Raw genomic sequence first — 21,568 nt, forward strand, 5'->3', positions numbered from 1 at the left:
TGCGAAGAAACCGACGTTTGGTATTCCAAAATAGGCTTACAGGGCCGTGCGCCTTGTCCAATATGCCCTCTGGTACTCCAAAATGACGCTGGCGTAAGGATCACATTGCGTGTTCGTTACATCGCTTTGGTATACCCGTTGCGCGCCGTAGCGTCACCTCCGTGCTCGCCTTCCTCCTCCGCCGCCTCGCCCTGGCCGGCGCCACGGTCTTCCTCGTGGTCACGATCGGCTTCGTCCTCGGTCGCCTCACCGGCGCCCCGGGCGCACTCCTGCTCCCCGACAACGCCAGCAGCGCCGACGTCGATGCTCTCAACGCCAGCCTCGGCTTCGACCGCCCGGTGCTCGTGCAGTACCTCGACTTCCTCCGCGGGGTCGTCGTCGGCGACCTCGGCGACTCGTACCGGCTGCACGAGTCCGCGCTCGGACTCGTGTGGGAGCGCCTCCCCGCCACGGTCGAACTCGCCTTCTGGGCGTTCCTGGCCGGCTTCGCCCTCGCGCTGGTTGCCGCCGTGGTCATCCACCTCAGCGGCAGCCGGATCCTCCGCGCGATCGTCGGCTGGCTCGGCGCCACGCGGCAAGCGGTCCCCGACTTCTTCTTCGCCCTGCTGCTCGTGCTGATCTTCTCCGTCTCGCTCGGCCTCCTGCCGTCGCTGGGCCGCACGAGTCCCGCGAGCCTCGTGCTCCCGGTCGTGACCCTCGCCACCGGACAGTTCGTGATGTATCTCCGCCTGCTCGACGCCGCACTGAGCGATCAAGCCGAGCAGGACTACGTCCGCACGGCCTTCGCCATCGGCCAGTCCCGACCGACCATCTTGTTCACCCAGATGCTCCCCAACGCCCTGCCGCCGGTGCTCGGCATGGCCGGCCTGAACCTCGGCGGGCTGCTCGGCGGCACGGTCGTGGTCGAGGTGGTGTTCGCCTGGCCCGGGCTCGGCAGCCTGCTGACCGCCGCCGTGAGCCAGCGCGACTTCCCGATCGTCCAGGCGGGGCTCCTCTTCGTCGCCGTCGCCTTCGTCGTCGTCAACACCCTCGTCGACCTGCTCGTCGCCCGCATCGACCCCCGAACGGCCACCTCATGACCACCGTCGCCCTGCCCCCGATCCCCGAGGCCGCGACCTCGGCACCGCCCCCTCGCCCCCGTCGTCGGCGCCTGCGCCCCTCGGCCGTCGTCGGCATCGTGATGCTCGCCGTCGTCATCGGCGCGACCGCGCTTCGTCCCGTACTGCCCGGCTTCGACCCGTTCGGACAGGACCTGTCGCGGGCCCTGCTGCCGCCGTTCGTCGACCCGGGGCACCCGCTGGGCACCGACCCGCTCGGGCGCGACCTGTTCAGCAGGATCGCCCTCGCCTCCGCCGTCACCCTCGGTATCACGGTGGCCATCGTGTGCCTCAACGCGGTGATCGGCACCACCGTCGGCATCCTGGCCGGCTTCTTCGGAGGGCGGATCGAGTCCGCCCTGTCGGTGCTGTCGAACACCGTGCTGGCGATGCCCGTCGTGCTGCTGCTCATCGCCGTCTGCGCCGTCGTGCCGCCCAGCGCCGGTCTCACGATCCTCGTCGTCGGCTGCACCTGGTGGGTGGGCTACGCCCGGGTGACGCGCAACGTCGCCGCGGCCCTTCGGGCGCAGGACTTCGTGGTCGCACCGCGCACGCAGGGCGCCGATCGCTTCTGGTCGCTCACCCGACACGTGCTGCCGAACGTCTGGCCGCACACGCTCATCATCGCGGCCACCGACATCGCCACGATCGTGCTCATCGAGGCCTCCCTCGAATACCTCGGTCTCGGCGTACAGCCGCCCACGCCCAGCTGGGGCGCCATGATCTTCGACGGTCAGAAGTATCTGGCCACCGACCCCTGGCTGGTGATCCTGCCCGGCGTCGCGATGTTCCTCGCCGTGGGCGGCGTGCAGTTCCTCAGTCAGCAGTTCACCGCCGAGGCGCGTGGCGCCTTCCTGCGCAAGGGAGCCCGCCGATGACCCGCCCCGTCCTGTCCGTCGAGAATCTGCGTCTGGATGCCACGTCGGACGAAGGTCACCGCACCGTCGTACACGACGTGTCGTTCGAGGTCACGCCTTCGTCCTCGCTCGGCGTGGTCGGGGAGTCGGGTTCCGGCAAGAGCCTGACGATGCTCGCAGCCCTCGGCCTGCTGCCCCCGGGCGTGCGAGTCGCCTCCGGGAACGTCCGCATCGACGGCCGCGACGTGACGTCGATGGGCGAGCGCGACCTCCGCAGCATGCGCGGGCGGGTCACCGGAATGGTGTTCCAAGACCCGATGTCGGCGCTCAATCCACTGCGCTCGGTGGGGGCGCAGGTCGCCGCCGCGGTCAGGGCCCACTCCCCCGCCACCTCGCGCACCGCCGCCCGTCGGCGGGCGGTCGAGCTGCTGCAGTCGGTCGGGGTGCGGGACGCCGCGGAACGCGCGGCGTCGCGGCCCCACCAATGGTCGGGCGGCATGCGCCAGCGCGCGGTCATCGCCATGGCCATCGCCAACGACCCGCTGCTGCTCATCGCCGACGAGCCCACGACCGCTCTGGACGTGACGGTCCAGGCGCAGGTCATGGCGCTGCTCGACGAGGTGCGCGAGCGCACCGGGTCGGCCTTGGCCCTCATCAGCCACGACCTGGGCCTCGTGGCCCAGCACACCGACGACCTCGTCGTGATGCGATCGGGACGGGTCGTCGAGAGCGGCGGGACCCGCGCGGTGCTGTCGGCCCCCGCACACGAGTACACGCGTCGGCTGCTCGCGGCGGCGCCGTCGACCCGGACCGGGGCGGATCGCCCGGCGCTCGTCGAGACCGCCGAGGAGCCCGCCCTCGACGTGACCGACCTCGTCGTGGAGTACCCCGGTCGACGTGGCCGCCGCACCCGGGCGGTCGACGGTGTCTCGCTGCGCATCCGCGCGGGAGAGACGGTCGCCGTCGTCGGGGAGTCCGGATGCGGCAAGTCCTCGCTGCTGCGCGCCATCCTGGGCCTCACCCCGGCGAGCGCGGGCACCATCCGCTTCGAGGGGCGCACCGTCTCACCCGACATCGCCGGGCGCAGCGCCGAGCTGCGCTCCCGTGCCCAGGTGGTGTTCCAAGACCCGTCGTCGGCTCTGGATCCGCGCATGAGCGTCGCCCGCTCCGTCGGTGAACCGCTGAGGATCCGCCGCGGCTTCACGTCGGCGCGCGTGCGGACGCTGCTCGACGGGGTCGGCCTCGACAGCTCGTTCGACGACCGTCTCCCCACCCGCCTGTCGGGCGGGCAGCGCCAGCGCGTCGGCATCGCCCGCGCGCTCGCCCTCAACCCCGCGATCGTGCTGCTCGACGAGCCCGTCTCGGCACTCGACGTCTCGATCCAGGCGCAGGTGCTCGATCTGCTGGGCGGCCTGCAGCGCGATCAACGGCTCGCGTATCTCTTCGTCTCGCACGACCTCGGCGTCGTCCGCGGCATCGCGGACCGCGTCGTCGTGATGCAGGCCGGACGCATCGTCGAGGAAGGCCCGACCGAGCGTGTCTTCGCCGAGCCCCGGCATCCGTATACCCGCACCCTGCTCGATGCCATCCCGCACCTCTTCTCCGACCCGCCGACCGGTTCGGCGTCGCCGGATCCCGCCCCCTCCCACGCGCTCTCCAACTCGCCCACACTCTCCAACTCGCCCACACTCGTCGACTCGTCCGCACTCGACAACTCGCCCACGCTCTCCGACTCGCCCACCCGAAAGGCCCTCTCATGACCCGCTCGACAGCCCGCCGCGCCCTCACGGGCTTCGCCGCCCTCACCCTCGGCAGCGTGATCCTCGCCGGATGCGCCGGCGGATTCGACTCTCCCACCGGCTCGGGCGACACCGCCCGCACGAGCCTGACCGCCGCCCTGCCTACCGACCCGAGCTCCATGGACCCCATCCGATCCGGGGCGCTGGTGGTGCTGTCGGTCTTCTTCCACACCCACGATCAGCTGGTGAAGATCGCCGCCGACGGCACCCTCGAGCCGAAGCTCGCGACGGACTGGACGGCGAACGACGACCTCACCCAGTGGGAGTTCACGCTCACTCCCGACGTCACGGCGAGCAACGGGGAGGCCATCGACGCCGACGACGTGGTCTTCACGTACGAGACGATCCTGGGCGATCCGAGCGGGGAGAACTACGCCTATCTCTCCTCCCTCGACAGCGTCGAGGCGGTGGATGCCACCACCGTGCGCTTCACTCTCAAGCAGCCCTTCTCGGCCTTCCCCCGCAACACCTCGCTGATCTCCATCGTCCCCGCCGACACCTACCAGGAGATGGGAGCCGACGCCTACGCCCGTGAGCCGATCGGATCGGGGCCCTACGTCTTCGACAGCATCACCACGGGCGTGTCGTACGACCTGAAGCGCAACGACGACTACTGGGGCCCGGCCCCGGTGATCGAGGAGATCTCGCTGCAGCCGGTCTCGTCCACCGAGTCGCGCGCGAATGGCGTGCTCTCGGGGAGTCTCGACGTCGCCCAGATCGGACCGACGCAGGTGGCATCCGTGCAGGCCGCGCCGTCGGCCCAGACGTTCTCGGCCGCCTCGAACGGGGTCGTCTTCCTCGGCGTCAACTCCACCGCCGGTCCCCTGCAGGATGTGCGCGTACGCGAGGCGGTCGCCAAAGCCGTCGACACCCAGGCGATCGTCGACTCGCTGCTGTCGGGACTCGCCGAGCCCGCGAAGGCCATGATCGCGCCGGCGGTGGAGGGGTTCTCCGACTCCGTCCAGCCCCTCGCCTACGACCCCGATGGCGCGCGAGCCCTGCTGGCCGAGGCCGGCTACGACGGCACGCCGATTCCCTTCGACTACGCCACCGACGGTCGCATCCCGCTCTCCAGTGAGGTGGCCCAGAGCATCCAGGGCTACCTGGAAGACGTCGGGATCGCCGTCGACATGCGCGGCGCCGACCAGCAGAGCCACACGCTGAAGGTGCGCGGCCGCGAGATGCAGGGCGTCTACCTCAACACCTGGGCCCCCTCCACGCTCGACGGAGACCTGCCCCTGACCGACTTCTACGAGACGGCCGGCAACAACAACTACGCGCAGGACCCTGCCACCGCCGCCTGGGCGGCCGAGCAGCGCGGGGTCGAGGGCGACGCACGCCAGGAGGTGTTCGCGAAGCTGCTGGACTACAGCAACACGCAGGGATACTTCGTGCCGCTGTACGTGCCGTTCAACAACTTCGCGGCGGTCAGCGGACTGCGCTGGACCCCGCGCGCCGACGGACTGTACGACTTCACCGGAACGAGCTTCGAATGACCTCCACCGTCCTCACCGACGTCCGCCCCTGGGGCGGCGCCCTCTCCGACGTCGCCCTCGCGGACGGCCTGATCGCCGGCATCGATCCGGCGGGCACGGGACCGATCGACGCTACAGCCGAGACGGTGTCGGGCCGCGGACGCATCCTGCTGCCGTCGTTCGCCGACGTGCACGTGCACCTCGACTCGACGCGCATCGGCCTGCCCTTCCGGCCGCACACGGGTGTGCCGGGGGTGTGGGGGATGATGCTGAACGATCGCGACAACTGGCGCCACGCCGAGCAGAGCATGGAGCACCGCGTGGCGACGACACTCGAGAGCGCGATCGCGCGCGGTACGACCCAGGTGCGCACCTACGCCCAGGTCGACGTCGACGCGGATCTCGAGAGGTTGGATGCCGTGCTCGCGGCGCGCGAAGCCAACCTCGACCGGTGCGAGGTCGAGATCATCGCGTTCCCGCAGGCGGGTCTGCTCCGGGAGGCGGGATCGATCGAGGTGCTCGATCGGGCCATGGCCCGCGGTGCCGACGTGGTCGGGGGAATCGACCCGTGCGCCCTGGACCGCGATCCGGTGCGCCACCTCGACGCCGTCTTCGACATCGCGGAGCGCTACGGCGCCCCCGTCGACATCCACCTGCACGAACCGGATCAGCTGGCGAAGTTCTCGGCCGAGTTGATCATCGAGCGCACCCGCGCCCTCGACATGCGAGGTCGCGTCACGATTTCGCATGGTTACGGTCTGGGCCGGCTTCCCGAGGCGGAGCTGCGGACGCTGCTCGAGCAGTTCCGCGACCTCGGCATCTCGATGGCGACAGTGGCGCCGCAGACGCCGCTGCCCACGCGCCTGCTCGACGAGTACGGCATCGCACTGGGCCTGGGCCAGGACGGCCAGCGCGACTACTGGTCGCCCTACGGCAACACCGACATGCTCGATCGCACCTGGCAGCTGGCCTTCACCAACGGCTTCCGCCGCGACGACGACATCGAGCACTGCGTCGCGATCGCCACGGTGGGCGGCCGCGCGGTGATGGGGCGCGCCGCGATGCCGACCCGGGGCGACGAGAATCCCGGGCTCGGGATCGACGACCCCGCCGACCTCGTCCTGGTCGCCGGCGACACCGTGACGGCGGCGGTCATGGACCGCCTGAGCGACCGCACCGTGCTCTTCCGCGGCGCCGTCGTCGCCGACGCCCTCGAGCTGACCGACGGGAGCCGCGCCTGATGCTGCTGCTCAGCACGCCCCAGCTCGAGGGTCTCGTCGACCGCGGGGCCATCGCCGACGCCGTCTCCCGGGGGTTCGCCGAGATCGCCGAGGGCCACGCCGACCAGCCCGGCCCGACCTCCATGTCGACGCCCGCGGACTCCAACCGCTTCATCCTGATGTCGGCGGTGTCCGAGGCGTCCGACCTCGCGGGGGTCAAGCTCCTGGCCGACGTGCCCGACAATGCGGGGCGTCGACTGCCGACCCAGCGCTCGATGATCCTCGTCGTTGATCGCGTCGACGGATCCCCCGTCGCGCTGCTGCACGGCGCGGTGCCGACCCGGGTACGCACCGCCGCCGCCAGCGCCGTGGCCACCCGGACGCTGGCCCGTCCCGACAGCCGGACCCTGGGTCTCATCGGCGCCGGCGCGCTGGCCCGCGAGCACGCTCTGGCCCTCCGCGACGTGCGGCCCTTCGACCGCGTCGTGGTGTGGTCGCGCACCCGGGAGCGCGCCCAGGGGCTCGTCGCCGACCTGCGCGGCGAGGGGTGGGCCACCGCGATCGACATCGCGGCATCCCCTCAAGAGGTGGTGGAGGAGGCCGACGTCGTCTGCACCCTGACCCCGTCGGTGGAGGCCATCGTCGAGGGCGCGTGGCTGCGCCCGGGGCAGCACCTCAACGTCGTCGGAGCCCGCCCGCGCGCCGACGAGCGAGAGGTCGACGGCGAAGCCATGGCGCGCTCCTCGATCTGGGTCGACGACCGGGCGACGGCGCGCACGAAGTCGGGCGACCTGCTGCGAGCGATCGCCGAGGGCGCGATCTCCGAGACCGACGTCGTCGGCACGATCGGAGAGGTCGTCGCCGGTCGCGTGCGCGGCCGTCGGGCGCCGGAGGAGATCACGCTGTTCGACTCGGTCGGCATCGGCGCGCAGGATGTCGCCGTCGCCGACGTCTTCATCCGCGCTGCCCGCGAGCAGGGCCTCGGCACGACGGTCGATCTGAGCGCCTGAGCGACCCGTCGTCCCGGCGGCGCCCACGTGCGGCGGCGCCCGCTCGGCATCCGCGATGCCGATAAACGCTGTTCGTGCGCATAAACGCGGTGACAGAGCGTTTATGCGCACGGACAGCGTTTATGGACGCACCACACCACCGCGACTCCTCGCCCGCTGGGGGCCGTGCGCCATCGCGGCACAGCGCACCTCGCTCGCGTCGGACTCGCCCGTCGGTCTGTCGTGCGAGCGGGGCACCCGCCCATAAACGCGATTCGTGTCGATAAACGCGGTGACAGAGCGTTTATGCGCACGGACAGCGTTTACGGATGCCGACCGCAGCGCCCCGCGCCGACGGAGGACGCCACGCCGACCGCGGGGCCCCACGACCCCACGCCCACCGCACGACCTCCACCGCCCGGCGAAGGGACCGGAACGCCGCGTCAGTCCAGGAAGATGTCCGGATACATCGCCTCGTCGGGCGTGCCCGGCACGGCGGCGTAGCCCGCGAAGTCCGTCACCCCGGCGGCCAGCAGCACGTCCTCGACGATCAGCGTCTGCCCGGTCCGCTCGCGCGACGGCGCGCACAGCACCTCGTACGCGGCATCCGCGTAGATCTCGGGCGTGCGCGACACGCGCATGAGCCGGTCGCCGCCGATGACGTTCTGCACCGCCGCGGTCGCGATCGTCGTGCGCGGCCACAGGGTGTTGGCCGCGATCCCGTCATCCGCGAACTCCGACGCCAGGCCCAGCGTCGCCATCGTCATGCCGAACTTCGCGAGGCTGTACCCGGTGTGCGCCCCCAGCCAGCGAGGGGTGACGTTGAGAGGCGGTGACAGCGACAGGATGTGCGGGTTCGCGGCGTCGCGAAGCTGCGGCACCGCCGCCCGGGACAGCAGGAACGTGCCCCGCACGTTGACGTCCTGCATGAGGTCGTACTTCTTCGTCGCGAGCTCCAGCGAGCCCGAGAGGTCGATGACGCTGGCGTTGTTGACGACGATGTCGATGCCGCCGAACTCCCCCACCGTCCGCAACACGGCCTCGGTGATCGATGCCTCATCGCGCACGTCGCCGACGATCGGCAGCGCCTGTCCGCCCGCCGCGCGGATCGCCTCGGCGGCGGTGTGCACCGTGCCCTCGAGCTTCGGATGCGGGGTGTCGGTCTTCGCGAGCATCGCGACGTTCGCGCCGTCCCGGGCCGCGCGGAGCGCGATCGCGAGGCCGATGCCGCGGCTCCCGCCCGACATCAGGATGGTCTTGCCGGCCAGTGGGGCGCCGGACGATAGCGACGTGCTCACGAGCGTCCCTTCGCGGAGGCGGTGGCGAACGCGGCGACCCGTGCCCGCGCCTCGGGGGTGTCGAAGGCGGCGCCGATCGTGGCGGCCTCGTCGGTGAGGTTCTCGGCGAACGTGCGCCCGGCACCGACCCGCACGAGCCGCGTCGCCTGCCCGAAGGCCGCCGTCGCACCGTCGAGCCAGAACCGCGCGATCTCCTCGACGCGGGACTGCAGATCTCCGGATGCCACGACCTCGGCGACCAGACCCCAGTCCCGCGCCTCCACGGCGGAGAGCATCCGATCCTGCAGCAGCAGCTGCAGAGCCCGCCGCTGGCCGATCGCCGCGGGCAGGAGCGTCGACACGCCGAGGTCGGGGGTGAGGCCGATGTTGGCGTAGCGGCTGACGAAGCGGGCGTTCTCGCTCGTCACGACGTAGTCGGCGGTGAGCATCAGCCCGAGTCCGCCACCGGCGACGGCACCCTGGACGGCGGCGACCATCGGCAGCGGAGCCTCGGCGAAGGTGCGGATGCCGTCGTGAATCGCCTCGGCTGTCTCGGTCACCTCAGCGCCCGACGCGCCGGTCGTCGACATCGCCACGATGTCGCCGCCCGCGCAGAACGCGGGGCCGTTGGCATCCAGGATCACCGCTCCGATGGACGGATCGCCGGTCACCTCGTGGGCGACGGAGCGCCAGCGACGGGCCATGGGGAAGTCCATCGCGTTGAGCGAGGCGGGGCGATCGAACGTGACGCGCGCGAGCCCGTCCTCGACGTGGAGAAGGATGCCGTCGGTCATTTCGGTGCCATCCGGATCGCGCCGTCGAGGCGGATCGTCTCGCCGTTGAGGTAGCCGTTGTCGACGATGGCGAGCACCAGACGCGCGTACTCGTCGGGGGCGCCGAGGCGGGAGGGGTAGGGAACCTGCTGGCCGAGCGAGTCCTGCGCCGCCTGCGGCAGACCCTTCAGCATCGGCGTCTCCATGATGCCGGGGGCGATGGTGACGACCCGGATGCCGTGGCGGGCGAGCTCTCGCGCGATCGGCAGCGTCATCGCGTGCACGCCGCCCTTGCTCGCCGCGTACGCGGGCTGCCCAACCTGGCCGTCGAAGGCCGCGACGCTGGCGGTGTTGACGATGACGCCGCGGTCGCCGCCCTCGGCAGGGTCGGTCTTCGCCATCACCGCCGACGTCTGGGCGACGACGTTGTAGGTGCCGATGAGGTTGACCCGGATGACGCGCTCGAAGTCGGCCAGCGCGGAGGGCACGCCCTCCCGGTCGAGCACCTTGGCGGGAGGCGCGATGCCGGCGCAGTTCACGACCACGCGCAGGGGGCCGGCTTCTGCCGCACGGGCGGCAGCATCCGCGATCTGATCGGCATCCGTGACGTCGGCGGCGACGAAGGAGCCACCGAGCCCCTCGGCGACGGTGGCGCCGTTCGATGAGGGCAGATCGACGATCGTGACGTTGGCGCCCGCTGCGGTGAGACGGCGGGCGGTGGCCAGGCCCAGGCCCGAGGCACCGCCGGTGACGAGGGCGGAGGCTCCTGCGATATCCATGCGTTCTCCTTCGAAGCTGAAACCGGGTCCCACCCTAGTCGAGACTCAGGACCGCGCCGAGCGTCTCGGAAGGCGGAGTCCGCGCGACGGGCGGGTGCGGATCGCGGCCGTCTCGCCGCCGTCGACGAGCAGGATCGTCTGCTCCGGTTCCCAGCCGTAGGCCGATCGCAGATGATCGCCCAGAACGGCGACGGCGTTCTCCAGGGTGATCTCGACACCGCTCGGCACGTCGACGGCATCCGGACGTAGTTCGCGTGCCGCGGCGCGTAGGTCAGCGAGGAGGGTGCGCATGCGGTCGGGACCGTAGGCGGCGGATGCCAGGTCCCAGTCGCCGATGACGACGGCCGCGCCCACGGGGCAGGGTTCCGGCCGCTCGGTGGGCGGCCGACCGGAGCGCAGACGGACGACGGCGGCCCCGACGAGCAGCACGGCCAGCGCCCCGAGAATGGTCGCCGGGGCGAACGAGAACGCAGCGAGATACACGGCGGAATCCCATCCGGCCGCGGCTCCCACCACCACGCGTGCGACGCAGTACACCGCGTACACCGCGTTGGTCAGAGCGATGAGGCGGAGCGGGCCGCGGGCCGGCACGTTCAAGCGGAACGCCGTCCACGCGGTCACCGCGCATGCCGCCGCCAGGGCGAGCGCCTTCACGGTCAACGAGCCCGGGAGGGGCACCGTCGCCGAGACGACGGCCACCACGAGTGCCAGTCCCCCGGCCGCGAACGACGGGCCCGCGGCCCGTCGGCCATCGAGCGTGCTGAGCGCGACGAACATCAGGGCCGGAGCGAGGAACATCGCCACATCACCCATCACCAGACTCAGCGAGCCGCCACCCGCGCCGTACATGAAGTACATCGCGCTGGAGCCCACCGCGCACACGCCCGACACCGCCGCGAACCGCAGGAACAGGGTGATCTCTCCGGGGGTGCCGACTCGCGGCAGTGCAACGAAGAGCACCGTCGTCGCGACCGCGACGCTGACCGACAGCAGAACGAGCGACAGCCCCATGACACCCCCCTTGTGACATTGTGCCCCGTGGCTACCCGGGGGCCACCCGCATTGACGGCGCGATCGTCTGCCCGACGCGCGGCCGTCCTCCCCGCCGCGGGCGGATCTTCCGCACATAGGCTCGTCGCGTGAGCGAGCCGCGGTTGCGCATCGAGCAGGTGCAGGTCGACGATCCGCGCGCGGTCGAGCTGCGCGGCATGCTGGATGCCGACCTCGACGAGCGCTATCGCGACGCCGATGGCGGCGACACCCCCGCCTTCGCCGCGAAGCGCGAGGCGGCCCTCGCCGTGCACCCCGAGCAGGTGGTCGCGACCCTCCTGGCGGTGGATGCCGACGACGCACCGCTCGGACATGTGATCCTCCGCCGCCTCGGCGACGAGTGGGAGCTCAAGCGTCTCGTCGTCGTCGCCGCGGCCCGTCGGCGGGGCGTCGGTCGCGCCCTCACCGCCGAGGTGATCGATCTCGCCCGCCGCGGCGGCGCTGCGCGGGTGATCCTGCAGAGCGGGCGGATGCAGCCGGAGTCGCTGCGGCTGTACGCCGCCGCCGGCTTCACGCCGATTGCGGTGTACGAGCCGTACGTCGAGACGATGCCGCGCTCGCTGTGCTTCGAATACGTCTTCTGACGGGTGGGGAATGCGAGTCGGTCCCGCCTCATGACCGCCGGGTCGCACTCCCCCGCTGAGCGTGCAGGACACGCGGACGGCCCGGGGGATCTCCGCGTGTCCTGGACACCCGGAGGATCGACCCACGGTCGAGCCCGCCTGTGACCCCGCCCCGCACGTGCGCGAGGATCGAACCGTGAGCATCCCCGACACCGGCGAGCCCGTGCCCGACCGCATACGCGCAGTCGCGGGTGACGCGATGCTCGAGCCGGTCTGGCGGAACAACATCGGCGGCGTGACGTTCCGCGCCACCGATGCCGATGGCATCCGGTTCGTGAAGTGGGGACCGCGCAACGCCGAGACGTCGATGCGCGCCGAGGCCGAGCGACTGCGATGGGCGGCGCCGTTCACGCCGGTGCCGGGCGTGCTCGACGAGGGACGGGATGCCGCCCACGAATGGCTCGTCACCGCGGGTGTTCCGGGTCTGTCGGCGGTTCATCCGCACTGGGTCGCGCGGCCGGAGCGGGCGGTGCGGGCACTCGGACGCGGCCTCCGCGCCCTTCACGAGGCTCTGCCGGTGGAGGGCTGCCCGTTCTCGTGGAGCGTGGCCGACCGTATCGCGAACGCCGCCGTCCGCGGCGTTCAGGTTCCCGATGACCTGCGCGATGCCCCACCCATCGACCGGTTGGTCGTGTGCCACGGCGACGCGTGCGCGCCCAACACCCTGATCGGCGACGACGGGGAGTGGACGGCGCACGTCGACCTGGGCACCCTCGGCCTCGCCGATCGGTGGGCCGACATCGCGGTCGCCGCCTTGTCGACCGAGTGGAACTACGGCCCCGGATGGCACGAGGCCCTGCTCGACGCCTACGGCGTGGCCCCGGATGCCACCCGCCTGGCGTTCTACCGGGAGCTGTGGAACGCGACGTAGCCGGCCCCGCGCAGTTGAGCGTCCAAGACACTCCGTTGGCAGCGCGCCGCAGCGGCGTGTCGTGGACGCTCGATCAGCCGGGCACCCCGGCGGACCCTGGAGGTGACCCGCCTCACGAACCCACCACGCGGAACGCGCCCGTCACCACGGCCGCCCCGAGCGCCACGGTCATGAGCAGAACCGCACCGCCCACGGCCACGGCATCCCGAGCCGACAGCGTCGACGGGCGTGCCCACGTGCGCTCGATGCCGGCGCCGAAACCGCGCGCCTCCATGGCGGTGGCGAGCTTCGTGCCGCGGCGCACGGCGAACACCAGCAGCACGAACGCCATCGAGAAGAACCGGCGCACGGCCCCCCGGTCGCCCAAGCCCCGCGCGCGGCGCGCGAGGGTCATCGTGCGCCAGTCGTCGACGAAGAGTCCGACGGTGCGGGCGCCGGCGAGCACACCGAGTACGAAGCGGCTCGGCAGCTTCGCCACCTGCGCGAGCGCGTCCGCGAGCTCGGTGGGGTCGGTGCGGGCGAACAGCAGGATCATCGGCAGCGCCAGGGCGACCACGCGCAACAGCACCGCGATCGACAGCGAGATCGAGTTGTCGCTGATCGTGGCGAAGAGGAAGGAGCCGTAGACGGTTCCGCCCGGGCGGGCGTACAGCAGCATGCTGATCCCGGCGACCGGTGCGAAGATCAGCACCGGCAACAGGCGCTTCAGCACCGCGGTGAAGGCGACACCCGTGAACGGCACGCACAGCAGCTCGAGCACGATGGCCGTGGCCGCACTCACGGCGTCGATCGAGACCAGCAGCGGTACCGCGAGCACGATGACCATCGCGACCTTGGCGACGGGATTCACCCCGTCGAGCCACACCGGCCGCGGGCGGACGAGCATCGAGGCGCTCACGCGGCGCCCCCGAGGGTGATCCGGTGCTGTCCCAGGTGCCGCACCACATCGGCGTCGTGAGTGACGGCCACGACCGTACGCCCGCGCGCGATCTCGCGCTGCAACAGGCCGACGAGCTCGCTCCACCCGCGGCGGTCCTGCCCGAAAGTGGGTTCGTCGAGCACGATCACCTCCGGCGAGGCGGCGAGCACCGTCGCCACCGACAGGCGCCGCTTCTGCCCCCCCGAGAGGGTGAAGGGGTTGGCGAGGGCGAGGGATGACAGATCCAACCGTTGCAGCAGCTCGTCGACGATCGCGTCGACCTGGGCCGCCGGCATCCGGAGCGCCCGGGGCCCCACGGCGAGCTCGTCGCGCAGCGTCGAAGAGAGGAACTGGTGCTCGGGCTCCTGGAACACCGTGCCGATGCGTGTCAGCAGCTCGGTCGAGCGCCAGCGCGAGGGGCGACGGATGCCGCGGGCGGCGAGGCCGGATGCCGCGATGACCTCGCCCGAGAGCTCGGGGAGCAGTCCGGCAAGGGTCAGAGCGAGGGTGGACTTGCCGGCGCCGTTGGGCCCCGTCACCACGGTCCCGGCCGCGCGGGGGACGACGACGTCGAGTCCGGATGCCACGACCGTGCGCTTCTCGCGACCGATCGACAGCGCCGCGGCCGACAGCACGGCATCCGGTGTCTCGAGCGGCGCGAGCGCGGGAAGGTCGACGGGGCGCCCCGGCACCCACACGCCCGCGTCGGCGAGCGCATCGCCGTACTCGGCGAACACGCGAGCGGGTGGTCCGTCGGCCAGCACGCCGCCTCCCGGCGCGAGCACCACGACGCGGGTCATCAAGTCGACCCACACGTCGGTGCGGTGCTCGATCAGCACCAGGGTCGTCCCGTCGGTGCGGGCGACGTGCTCGACGGCCGCGCGTACCTCGGCGACGCCCTCGGGATCGAGGTTGGCGGTGGGCTCGTCGAGCAGCAGCAGGCCCGGTCGCATCGCGAGCACTCCGGCGAGGGCGAGGCGCTGCTTCTGCCCGCCCGACAGCGCCTTCGTGGGGCGGTCGAGAGGCACGGTCAGACCCACGGATGCCACGGCCTCGGCCACACGCGCGGGGATCTCGACCGCGGGTACGCCGAGGTTCTCGCAGCCGAAGGCGACGTCGTCGCCGACCTTCGACAGCACGATGCCCGACTCGGGGTCCTGGAGCACCAGGCCGATCCGGCCACGCTGCACTTCGGGCGCCTGACCGTCGACGCGGATGCGCCCGGTGGTCTCTCCTTCGTCGCTGCCGCCGAGCAGGCCCGCCAGGCCCGCGAGCAGCGTCGACTTACCCGCCCCCGAGGCACCGAGCAGCAGGACGCGCTCGCCGGGCTCGATCGACAGCTCGACGTCGCGCGTGGCGGGCAGTTTGCGGCCGGCGTAGCGCCAGCCCCAGCCCTCGACGTCGACGCGCGCGGGGCCCGCCATCAGACGTCGCGGCGTGCGTCCCGACCGACGGCGAAGCGGCTGAGCGCTCCGGTGGCGGCGAGCGCGCGCACCAGCAGCCAGCCGACGAGGCCCGCGAGCAGGGCACCCGAGACGATGAGCGAGCCGAGGTAGATGAGGTTGAACTCCACGGTCTTGGCGATGTTCGCCGACAGGAACAGCTCGAGCACCCACGCCCCGATACCGGCGCCGGCGCCCGCGAGCATCGCGACGGGCAGCGTGAAGCGCACGTAGAGGAAGGCCAGGAAGATCAGCTCGGCGCCGAGGCCCTGCGCGAGGCCGGAGAAGATCGTCGTGACGCCCCAGACGTTGCCGATCAGGGCCGAGACGATGGCGGCGATCAGTTCGACGAGCAGCGCCGCACCGGGCTTGCGGATGATGAGCCCGCCGATGACGCCGCCGATCAGCCAGATGCCGACCGCGATGCCGCCGAGCCCGGGGGTCAGACCGTCCATCGCGACGAACCACAGGCCGCCGACGGTGTTCCAGCCCCAGAAGACCAGGCCGATCGCGACGCCGAGGACGGCGGCGACGACGATGTCGACGACGCGCCACTGGAAGCGGTTCGCGGAGGCGACGGCCGGGGCCGTGCGGGCAGACGTGGACGTGTGCATGAGGTGCTCCTCCCTGCGCCGGCATGATCCGGATCAGGTTCGACGGTCGAAGCGTGGATCGCTTCCTCTCAGCCCGGCTCACCGGACTCCCGTGGTTGACGTGACGAGTATAGGGGGATGCCCGGGGTAGCGTGGGCGGGTGCACGAGCAGACCCCGGCCACGCGACGCGATCAGCGCCGGGGAGGGGCGGCTTCGGATCCCGGGTCCGGGGCGGCGGGCGAGGCGATCGCGAACCCGGCCGGCACGGCGACCGCGGCATCCGGCACTCCCGTCGACCCGGCCGGCGCGGCGCCCGCGGCATCCGGCGCTCCCGTCGACCCGGCGGGCACGGCGCCCGCGGCATCCGGCGATCCCGTCGACCGGGCGCCGGCACCCGCCTCGGGAGCGCAGGCGACCGCGGCATCCGGAGCCCCCGTCCTGATCGGTGCGCTGACCTGGCTCGACCCCGACGACGCCGCCGACACGCGGCCCGCACCCGCGTTCGTCGTATCGGGGGCCGCTCCTCGGCCCGTCGACCTGCTGGCGGGTCGTCGCCGCCGTCGCCTCCGCCCGGCGACCGTGATCCCGCCGGTGCTGATCCTGCTGATCCTCGGGCTGTACGCCGCGGCCACCCTGCTATGGCCGTTGACCGCGATCGCTCCCACGACCCGCGCCGTCGGCGTGCAACCCGCCGCCGCCCCCGTCGCGGATCCCGCGTGGCCGGCCGAGGGCGAGGCAGCCATCGCGATCGACGGCGTACCCGAGACGCTGTCGACGGGGGCCACCGCGCCCGAGTCGATCGCGAGCATCACCAAGGTCGTCACGGCCCTCGTGGTGCTCGACCGCCTGCCCCTCGCGCCCGGCGAGCAGGGACCGTCGTACGCGTTCACGCAGGCCGACAGTGCCGACTACTGGCAGTACCGCGCCCGCGGGGAGTCCTCCCTCGACGTCCCCATCGACGGCAGCCTGTCCGAGCTGCAGATGCTCCAGGGCATGCTGATCGCGTCCGCGAACAACTACGCCCAGCGTCTGGCATCCGATCTCTTCGGCACGGATGCCGAGTTCTCGGCAGCCGCGAACCAGTACCTCGCCGAGCGGGGCATCGAGGGCATCACGATCGTGAACCCCACCGGCATCGAGGAGGGCAATACCGCCACCCCGGCCGCCCTGATCGCGCTCGCTGAGCGGGCTCTCGCCAACCCCGTGATCGCCGAGATCGTGCGCACGCCGGAGCTGACGCTCCCCGGCGCCGGCACCTTCTCGAACGGAAACGCCCTGCTCGCCGATCCGGGCGTGGTGGGCGTGAAGACCGGCACGCTCGACGCGTGGAACCTGCTGACCGCCAAAGACATCACGGTCGGCGACGCCACCATCCGCGCCTACGCCGCGGTGCTCGGCCAGCCCGGACCCGACACCCGCAACCAGGCGACCCGCGACCTGTTCGCGCGCATCGAACAGGAGCTGCAGCCGAGCCCCTCGGTGACCGCGGGCACCGTCGTCGGAAAGGTCGAGACGCGATGGAGCGACGACATCGACCTCGTCACCGCCTCCGATGCGACCGTCGTGCTGTGGAACGGCGGCGCCGCGCAAACCTCGGCCACCTTCGACCTGGGCGGGGCCACCGCCCCCGGCGCGACGGTCGGCACCTTCACCGCGACCGGTCCGGTCGATGCCGACACGGTGGACGTACGGCTCGCCGGCGAGATCGAGCCGCCGAGTCCGTGGTGGCGCCTGACGCATCCGCTCGACCTGTTCGGCCTGAACGACTGACACATGGACTTCTCCCTGGATGCCACGTCGCCCGCGCCGCCGTACGAGCAGGTGCGGGCGCAGGTCATCGCCGCCATCGACGACGGGTCGCTCGTCGCGGGCACGCGCCTGCCGCCCGTGCGAGCGCTGGCCGGCGACCTCAACCTCGCCGCGAACACCGTCGCCCGCGCGTACCGGGAGCTCGAGGAGGCCGGGTACGTCGAGACCCGCGGGCGAGCCGGAACGATCGTTCGCGGCGGCGATGCGGCCTCGTCGCGCGCGGCGCAGGCGGCTCGGGCGTACGCCGACACGGTCCGACGTCTGGGCATCGGCCCGGATGACGCGGTCGCGCTCGTGCGGGCGGCGCTGGACGAGCGCTGACGCGAGCCGTCCCGATGGACTGTGCTGTGGTGCGGGGTGGCGCTGGGCGAGCGCCGGCGCGAGCCGTCCCGATGGACGGTGCTGTGGTGCGGGGTGGGGTGGGTGAGTGTGTCGACCGCGCCGGGAGGTGGCGGGGCGTGTATGAACCACCGGGATCCGCGTCACCGACCCGCGCGCGCCGCGATGTGGCTGAGCGTGTAGAAGCCACCGGTATCTGCGTCGTGGTTGCGCGTGTCGAAGCCATCGGAACATCGTGTGGTCCCACTTCGACGGGCTCAGTGACCTCGGTGAGGGGCGACGATGCCCCCGGGGCCGGCTCCGCCGACGCTCCGCCCCTCCTCCCCACCCGGCGAAGGAGCGCATCTCTCCCCGAACGCCCCTGGTCGCCCGGTCCGATGTCGGAGGTCGTCGCTAGCATGCACACATGCACTCCGACACCGTCTCCGCACCCCCGCCTGACCCTCCCCCACCAGACCCATCCCGCCCGGCGCGACCCCTCACCGTCGTCCTCGACGACGTCCTGCGCACGGGCGCTGCCCTCGCCGCCGCCGAGGTCGCCCGCACCCGCGCCCTGGCGGAAGCCGGGCACCTCGCCCTCGACGTGATGGCCGACCAACGCGCCACCGCCCGCGCCGCCGAACTGGCGTTACGAGAGGTCGCATCCGAACTCGCCGCCGCCGAGCACCTCTCCGACCGCACCATGCAGACCCAGATCGGGCGGGCGATGATCCTCGTCGACGACTACCCGCACACCCTCGCCGCATGGGAGGCGGGCGCGATCACCCGCACACACGTGCAGGTCATCATCGACGTCGGCTGCCCCCTCCCCGTCGACGCCCGCGCCGAGTACGACCTGCTCGCCGTGGCCACCGCCGACGGCCTCAGCCCCGGCCGGTTGCGCTCCCGCCTGGCGATGCTCGCCGAACGCCTCCACCCCACCACGATCACCGAACGCCACCACCGCGGCCGCGACACCCGCAGCGTACGCATCGTCACCGGGCAAGACGGCATGTCCGACCTCATCGCCACCCTCCCCACCGTCCTCGCCGTCGGCATCTGCGACCGCCTCACCCAGCAAGCCCGCACCATCGTCGACGCCCGCGGCAACACCAATGAAATTGTCACCGATGAGCGCACCACCGCGCAGCTCCGCGCCGACATCCTCACCGACCTGCTGCTCACCGCCGCACCCGAAGCCGACCCCACCCGCACCGACGACGGCCCCGGCACCCTCGGCACCATCCGCGCCCGCATCCAGGTCATCGTCCCCGCCCTGACCCTGCTCACCCCCAAAGGCGAGAACCTCGACCCCGCCGACCTCGTCGGCCACGGCCCCCTCGACGCCGACACCGCCCGCACCCTCGCCGACACCACCACCCTCCCCTGGGACCGCGTCATCACCCACCCCATCACCGGGGCCGTGCTGCACACCGACACCTACCACCGCACCACCGCCATCGACCGCCACCTCCGCGCCCGCGACCGACACTGCCGCTGGCCCGGCTGCACCGTCCCCGCCACCCGCAGCGAAGTCGACCACACCCACGACCACGCCCTCGGCGGCGAAACCACCATCACCAACCTCGCCCACCTCTGCCAACGCCACCACACACAGAAACAATTCACCCGCTGGACCGTGAAACAACTCCCCGGGGGAGTCCTCGAATGGACCAGCCCCACCGGCCGCACCTACACCGACGAACCCCTCCCCTACTCCCCCGCCGTCCGCTTCCTCCCCGACAACCCACCCCCACCCGACCCCGACGAACACCCCGCACCCTTCTGACGCCGGCCCATACCCTTCTGACGACATCCCCGCAGCTCCGACGCCGTGCTCAGCGCACGGGTGGTGACGGAGACTGCCGCGCATACGACGACTCCCACGAGCGCGGGCTTGTCCAGCGCGAAGCGGCGCGCGGAACAGCGCGCGCGAGAAACGGGCCGTGGGGAACGGCCCGCGCGGCGAGCGGCGCCACAAGCGCGGGCTTGTCGTGCGCGAAACGGCGCGCGCGGAAAACAGCGCGCGCGGGAAGCGGCCCGCGGGGAACGTCGCGCGCGGGAAACGGGCCGCGGGAACCGACCCGCGCGGCGAGCGGCGTGGGGGGAGCGGCCTGCGGGGAACGTCGCGCGGGGGAACACCGCGTGAGGGAAACGTCGCGTGGGAGACGTCGCACGCGGGAACCGACGCGGGAAACGCCCCCCGCCCACGCGGGAACAGCGCGCGGGAAACGTCACGCGCCCGAACACGTCGCGCGCACCGACGGAGCTCGCCCGACACGTCACACGCCGGCGCTCTCGCCGCGGCACGCCACGGACCCATCGCATGCCCAGGATCCTGCCTCGTTACGGTGAGCACATGGCATCCCCGCGCGTGACCACGGATCCGGACGAGATCGACTTCGACCTCGTGCACCGATGGCTCTCCGAAGACGCCTTCTGGGCGATCGGGCGCAGCCGCGACACGGTCGATCAGGCGGCCCGCGCCTCGCTGAACTTCGGCGCCTTGGACGCAGACGGGACGCTCGTCGGGTACGCCCGCGTCGTCACCGATCAGGCGACCTTCGCCTGGGTGTGCGACGTCTACGTCACCCCCGCCGCACGCGGCCTCGGCATCGGACTACTCCTCAGCGAGGCCATCGTCGCCACCCTGCGGCCGCTGAAACTCAAGCGCGTGCTCCTCGCCACCGTCGACACGCACGGCCTGTACGAGAAAGTCGGGTTCGAGGGCTACCCGCACCCCGAAGGTCTGATGCAACTGCGCCCCGCCTGACCACCGGAGCGTGGACCGCGACCGACGTCCCACTTCACCAGCGGGGCCGAACACCGCGAACGACCCACCACGGCTAGGCGTGGCGGGACGGGGCGAGGCGAGGCGACGCGAGGCGGGACGGGACGGGGCGAGGCGGGACGGGACGACGCGAGGCGATCCGCGAAGAGATGCCGCGACCTCAGCGTTCGACGCCCGACCCGTGAGCACCAGCGACGTACCCTCGTCCCATGCCCCTCGCCCTCGTCACCGGAGCCGCCCGCGCGAACAGCATCGCCGCGGGAATCATCCCTCGCCTCGAGTCCGACGGCTGGGACGTCGTGACGAGCGAGCTCGACTCCGGCGACTACCCGTGCGACCTCGCGAGCCCCACGGCACCGACGGAGCTCGTCGACCGCGTTTCGCGCGAGCGTGGGCCGATCCACGCCCTCGTACTGAGCCACGCGCACGGCGTCGAATCCGGCATCCTCGACACCACCGCAGAGAGCCTCGACCGTCACATCGCGGTCAACGCCCGCGCGACGTTGCTGATGATCGCTGCCTTCGCCCGACAGGTCGACGAGACGGGCGGCGCGATCGTCGCTTTCACGAGCGACCACACCACCGGCAACCTCCCCTATGGCGCGTCGAAGGGCGCCCTCGACCGCATCGTGATGTCGGCCGCGCGCGAGCTCGGCCCCCGCGGCATCTCCGCGAACGTCGTGAACCCCGGCCCGATCGACACCGGGTGGATGGATGCCGAGACCCGCGACGCGCTCGCCGGACACCACCCCCTCGGCCGATTCGGCACGCCCCACGACATCGCCGGGATCACCACCTTCCTCCTCTCGGACGAAGGCCGCTGGGTCAGCGGACAGCTCCTCCACACCGACGGCGGCTTCTCCGCGCGGTTCTGAGCGCCCGACG

Annotated in this window: 20 protein-coding genes and 1 riboswitch; of the genes, 13 read left to right on the forward strand and 7 right to left on the reverse strand. The window is 72.0% G+C overall.

Features of this window, described 5'->3' with window-relative positions; translation table 11 throughout:
* The first annotated feature begins 161 nt into the window (after nucleotides 1–161).
* Genes ACXKZF_RS14750 through ACXKZF_RS14775 form a run of 6 tightly spaced genes read left to right on the forward strand, consistent with a single transcriptional unit; the run spans nucleotide 162 to nucleotide 7,458 of the window.
* Nucleotides 162–1,079: an ABC transporter permease gene (locus tag ACXKZF_RS14750; RefSeq protein WP_055951702.1), complete on the forward strand. Its 918-nt coding sequence runs from the start codon at nucleotides 162–164 to the stop codon at nucleotides 1,077–1,079.
* Nucleotides 1,076–1,975, forward strand: a complete 900-nt coding sequence (locus ACXKZF_RS14755) for an ABC transporter permease (RefSeq protein WP_055951704.1) — start codon at nucleotides 1,076–1,078, stop codon at nucleotides 1,973–1,975. The genes ACXKZF_RS14750 and ACXKZF_RS14755 overlap by 4 nt, the downstream gene beginning before the upstream one ends.
* Nucleotides 1,972–3,714, forward strand: a complete 1,743-nt coding sequence (locus ACXKZF_RS14760) for a dipeptide ABC transporter ATP-binding protein (protein ID WP_488984702.1) — start codon at nucleotides 1,972–1,974, stop codon at nucleotides 3,712–3,714. The genes ACXKZF_RS14755 and ACXKZF_RS14760 overlap by 4 nt, the downstream gene beginning before the upstream one ends.
* Nucleotides 3,711–5,249 carry an ABC transporter substrate-binding protein gene (locus ACXKZF_RS14765; RefSeq protein WP_488984703.1) on the forward strand — a complete coding sequence of 513 codons (1,539 nt, stop codon included), beginning with the start codon at nucleotides 3,711–3,713 and terminating at the stop codon, nucleotides 5,247–5,249. Before ACXKZF_RS14760 ends, ACXKZF_RS14765 begins: the two co-directional genes overlap by 4 nt.
* Nucleotides 5,246–6,469 carry an amidohydrolase family protein gene (locus ACXKZF_RS14770; protein WP_488984704.1) on the forward strand — a complete coding sequence of 408 codons (1,224 nt, stop codon included), beginning with the start codon at nucleotides 5,246–5,248 and terminating at the stop codon, nucleotides 6,467–6,469. Before ACXKZF_RS14765 ends, ACXKZF_RS14770 begins: the two co-directional genes overlap by 4 nt.
* The gene (locus ACXKZF_RS14775; protein WP_488984705.1) at nucleotides 6,469–7,458 is read left to right on the forward strand and encodes an ornithine cyclodeaminase family protein; all 990 of its coding nucleotides are present in this window, start codon (nucleotides 6,469–6,471) and stop codon (nucleotides 7,456–7,458) included. Before ACXKZF_RS14770 ends, ACXKZF_RS14775 begins: the two co-directional genes overlap by 1 nt.
* 422 nt (nucleotides 7,459–7,880) lie before the next feature.
* On the opposite strand, the gene ACXKZF_RS14780 is transcribed toward ACXKZF_RS14775, so the two are convergent.
* From ACXKZF_RS14780 to ACXKZF_RS14795, 4 genes are read right to left on the reverse strand one after another with little or no spacing between them, the layout of a single operon-like run.
* Nucleotides 7,881–8,735, reverse strand: a complete 855-nt coding sequence (locus ACXKZF_RS14780) for an SDR family oxidoreductase (protein WP_488984706.1) — start codon at nucleotides 8,733–8,735, stop codon at nucleotides 7,881–7,883.
* Nucleotides 8,732–9,508: an enoyl-CoA hydratase/isomerase family protein gene (locus ACXKZF_RS14785; protein ID WP_488984707.1), complete on the reverse strand. Its 777-nt coding sequence runs from the start codon at nucleotides 9,506–9,508 to the stop codon at nucleotides 8,732–8,734. The genes ACXKZF_RS14780 and ACXKZF_RS14785 overlap by 4 nt, the downstream gene beginning before the upstream one ends.
* Nucleotides 9,505–10,266 (reverse strand): SDR family NAD(P)-dependent oxidoreductase, encoded by a 762-nt coding sequence (locus tag ACXKZF_RS14790; RefSeq protein WP_488984708.1) that lies wholly within the window; start codon nucleotides 10,264–10,266, stop codon nucleotides 9,505–9,507. The genes ACXKZF_RS14785 and ACXKZF_RS14790 overlap by 4 nt, the downstream gene beginning before the upstream one ends.
* 45 nt (nucleotides 10,267–10,311) lie before the next feature.
* Nucleotides 10,312–11,277 (reverse strand): hypothetical protein, encoded by a 966-nt coding sequence (locus ACXKZF_RS14795; RefSeq protein ID WP_488984709.1) that lies wholly within the window; start codon nucleotides 11,275–11,277, stop codon nucleotides 10,312–10,314.
* Between the two features lie 128 nt (nucleotides 11,278–11,405).
* On the opposite strand from ACXKZF_RS14795, the gene ACXKZF_RS14800 reads away from it, so the two are divergent.
* On the forward strand, nucleotides 11,406–11,900 hold the full coding sequence (locus ACXKZF_RS14800) for a GNAT family N-acetyltransferase (RefSeq protein ID WP_488984710.1): 495 nt from the start codon (nucleotides 11,406–11,408) through the stop codon (nucleotides 11,898–11,900).
* Between the two features lie 175 nt (nucleotides 11,901–12,075).
* Nucleotides 12,076–12,810, forward strand: coding sequence for a phosphotransferase (locus ACXKZF_RS14805; RefSeq protein WP_488984711.1), 735 nt, complete (start codon nucleotides 12,076–12,078; stop codon nucleotides 12,808–12,810).
* Between the two features lie 112 nt (nucleotides 12,811–12,922).
* Here the strand turns inward: ACXKZF_RS14805 and ACXKZF_RS14810 are convergent, their stop codons facing one another.
* From ACXKZF_RS14810 to ACXKZF_RS14820, 3 genes are all read right to left on the reverse strand, one after another.
* Entirely contained in the window at nucleotides 12,923–13,696 is a 774-nt protein-coding gene (locus ACXKZF_RS14810; RefSeq protein ID WP_488986007.1) for an energy-coupling factor transporter transmembrane component T family protein, read from the reverse strand.
* 8 nt (nucleotides 13,697–13,704) lie between these two features.
* The gene (locus ACXKZF_RS14815) at nucleotides 13,705–15,153 is read right to left on the reverse strand and encodes an ABC transporter ATP-binding protein (protein ID WP_488984712.1); all 1,449 of its coding nucleotides are present in this window, start codon (nucleotides 15,151–15,153) and stop codon (nucleotides 13,705–13,707) included.
* Nucleotides 15,153–15,785, reverse strand: a complete 633-nt coding sequence (locus ACXKZF_RS14820; protein WP_488984713.1) for an ECF transporter S component — start codon at nucleotides 15,783–15,785, stop codon at nucleotides 15,153–15,155. The genes ACXKZF_RS14815 and ACXKZF_RS14820 overlap by 1 nt, the downstream gene beginning before the upstream one ends.
* Nucleotides 15,779–15,888, reverse strand: a riboswitch (TPP riboswitch). Its footprint overlaps the gene before it by 7 nt.
* A gap of 36 nt (nucleotides 15,889–15,924) precedes the next feature.
* Here ACXKZF_RS14820 and ACXKZF_RS14825 point away from each other — a divergent pair.
* From ACXKZF_RS14825 to ACXKZF_RS14845, 5 genes are all read left to right on the forward strand, one after another.
* Nucleotides 15,925–17,535: a D-alanyl-D-alanine carboxypeptidase family protein gene (locus ACXKZF_RS14825; protein WP_488984714.1), complete on the forward strand. Its 1,611-nt coding sequence runs from the start codon at nucleotides 15,925–15,927 to the stop codon at nucleotides 17,533–17,535.
* Nucleotides 17,536–17,538: 3 nt separating this feature from the next.
* Nucleotides 17,539–17,895 carry a GntR family transcriptional regulator gene (locus tag ACXKZF_RS14830; RefSeq protein ID WP_488984715.1) on the forward strand — a complete coding sequence of 119 codons (357 nt, stop codon included), beginning with the start codon at nucleotides 17,539–17,541 and terminating at the stop codon, nucleotides 17,893–17,895.
* A 424-nt stretch (nucleotides 17,896–18,319) separates the two neighbouring features.
* Nucleotides 18,320–19,681, forward strand: a complete 1,362-nt coding sequence (locus tag ACXKZF_RS14835; RefSeq protein WP_488984716.1) for an HNH endonuclease — start codon at nucleotides 18,320–18,322, stop codon at nucleotides 19,679–19,681.
* A 570-nt stretch (nucleotides 19,682–20,251) separates the two neighbouring features.
* A complete protein-coding gene (locus ACXKZF_RS14840; protein ID WP_488984717.1) occupies nucleotides 20,252–20,665 on the forward strand; it encodes a GNAT family N-acetyltransferase in 414 nt (137 codons plus the stop codon).
* A gap of 227 nt (nucleotides 20,666–20,892) precedes the next feature.
* Nucleotides 20,893–21,558, forward strand: a complete 666-nt coding sequence (locus ACXKZF_RS14845; protein WP_488984718.1) for an SDR family oxidoreductase — start codon at nucleotides 20,893–20,895, stop codon at nucleotides 21,556–21,558.
* The last annotated feature ends 10 nt before the right edge of the window (nucleotides 21,559–21,568 follow it).

The organism is Microbacterium sp. ABR10 (assembly GCF_057812175.1).

Excerpts from the sequence above, each read along its gene's own strand:
- ACXKZF_RS14755 (WP_055951704.1), top strand. The coding sequence starts at position 1,076 with ATGACCACCGTCGCCCTGCCCCCGATCCCCGAGGCCGCGACCTCGGCA.
- ACXKZF_RS14760 (WP_488984702.1), top strand. The coding sequence starts at position 1,972 with ATGACCCGCCCCGTCCTGTCCGTCGAGAATCTGCGTCTGGATGCCACG.
- ACXKZF_RS14765 (WP_488984703.1), top strand. The coding sequence starts at position 3,711 with ATGACCCGCTCGACAGCCCGCCGCGCCCTCACGGGCTTCGCCGCCCTC.
- ACXKZF_RS14770 (WP_488984704.1), top strand. The coding sequence starts at position 5,246 with ATGACCTCCACCGTCCTCACCGACGTCCGCCCCTGGGGCGGCGCCCTC.
- ACXKZF_RS14775 (WP_488984705.1), top strand. The coding sequence starts at position 6,469 with ATGCTGCTGCTCAGCACGCCCCAGCTCGAGGGTCTCGTCGACCGCGGG.
- ACXKZF_RS14785 (WP_488984707.1), bottom strand. The coding sequence starts at position 9,508 with ATGACCGACGGCATCCTTCTCCACGTCGAGGACGGGCTCGCGCGCGTC.
- ACXKZF_RS14790 (WP_488984708.1), bottom strand. The coding sequence starts at position 10,266 with ATGGATATCGCAGGAGCCTCCGCCCTCGTCACCGGCGGTGCCTCGGGC.
- ACXKZF_RS14795 (WP_488984709.1), bottom strand. The coding sequence starts at position 11,277 with ATGGGGCTGTCGCTCGTTCTGCTGTCGGTCAGCGTCGCGGTCGCGACG.
- ACXKZF_RS14810 (WP_488986007.1), bottom strand. The coding sequence starts at position 13,696 with ATGCTCGTCCGCCCGCGGCCGGTGTGGCTCGACGGGGTGAATCCCGTC.
- ACXKZF_RS14815 (WP_488984712.1), bottom strand. The coding sequence starts at position 15,153 with ATGGCGGGCCCCGCGCGCGTCGACGTCGAGGGCTGGGGCTGGCGCTAC.
- ACXKZF_RS14820 (WP_488984713.1), bottom strand. The coding sequence starts at position 15,785 with ATGCACACGTCCACGTCTGCCCGCACGGCCCCGGCCGTCGCCTCCGCG.
- ACXKZF_RS14830 (WP_488984715.1), top strand. The coding sequence starts at position 17,539 with ATGGACTTCTCCCTGGATGCCACGTCGCCCGCGCCGCCGTACGAGCAG.
- ACXKZF_RS14835 (WP_488984716.1), top strand. The coding sequence starts at position 18,320 with ATGCACTCCGACACCGTCTCCGCACCCCCGCCTGACCCTCCCCCACCA.
- ACXKZF_RS14840 (WP_488984717.1), top strand. The coding sequence starts at position 20,252 with ATGGCATCCCCGCGCGTGACCACGGATCCGGACGAGATCGACTTCGAC.
- ACXKZF_RS14845 (WP_488984718.1), top strand. The coding sequence starts at position 20,893 with ATGCCCCTCGCCCTCGTCACCGGAGCCGCCCGCGCGAACAGCATCGCC.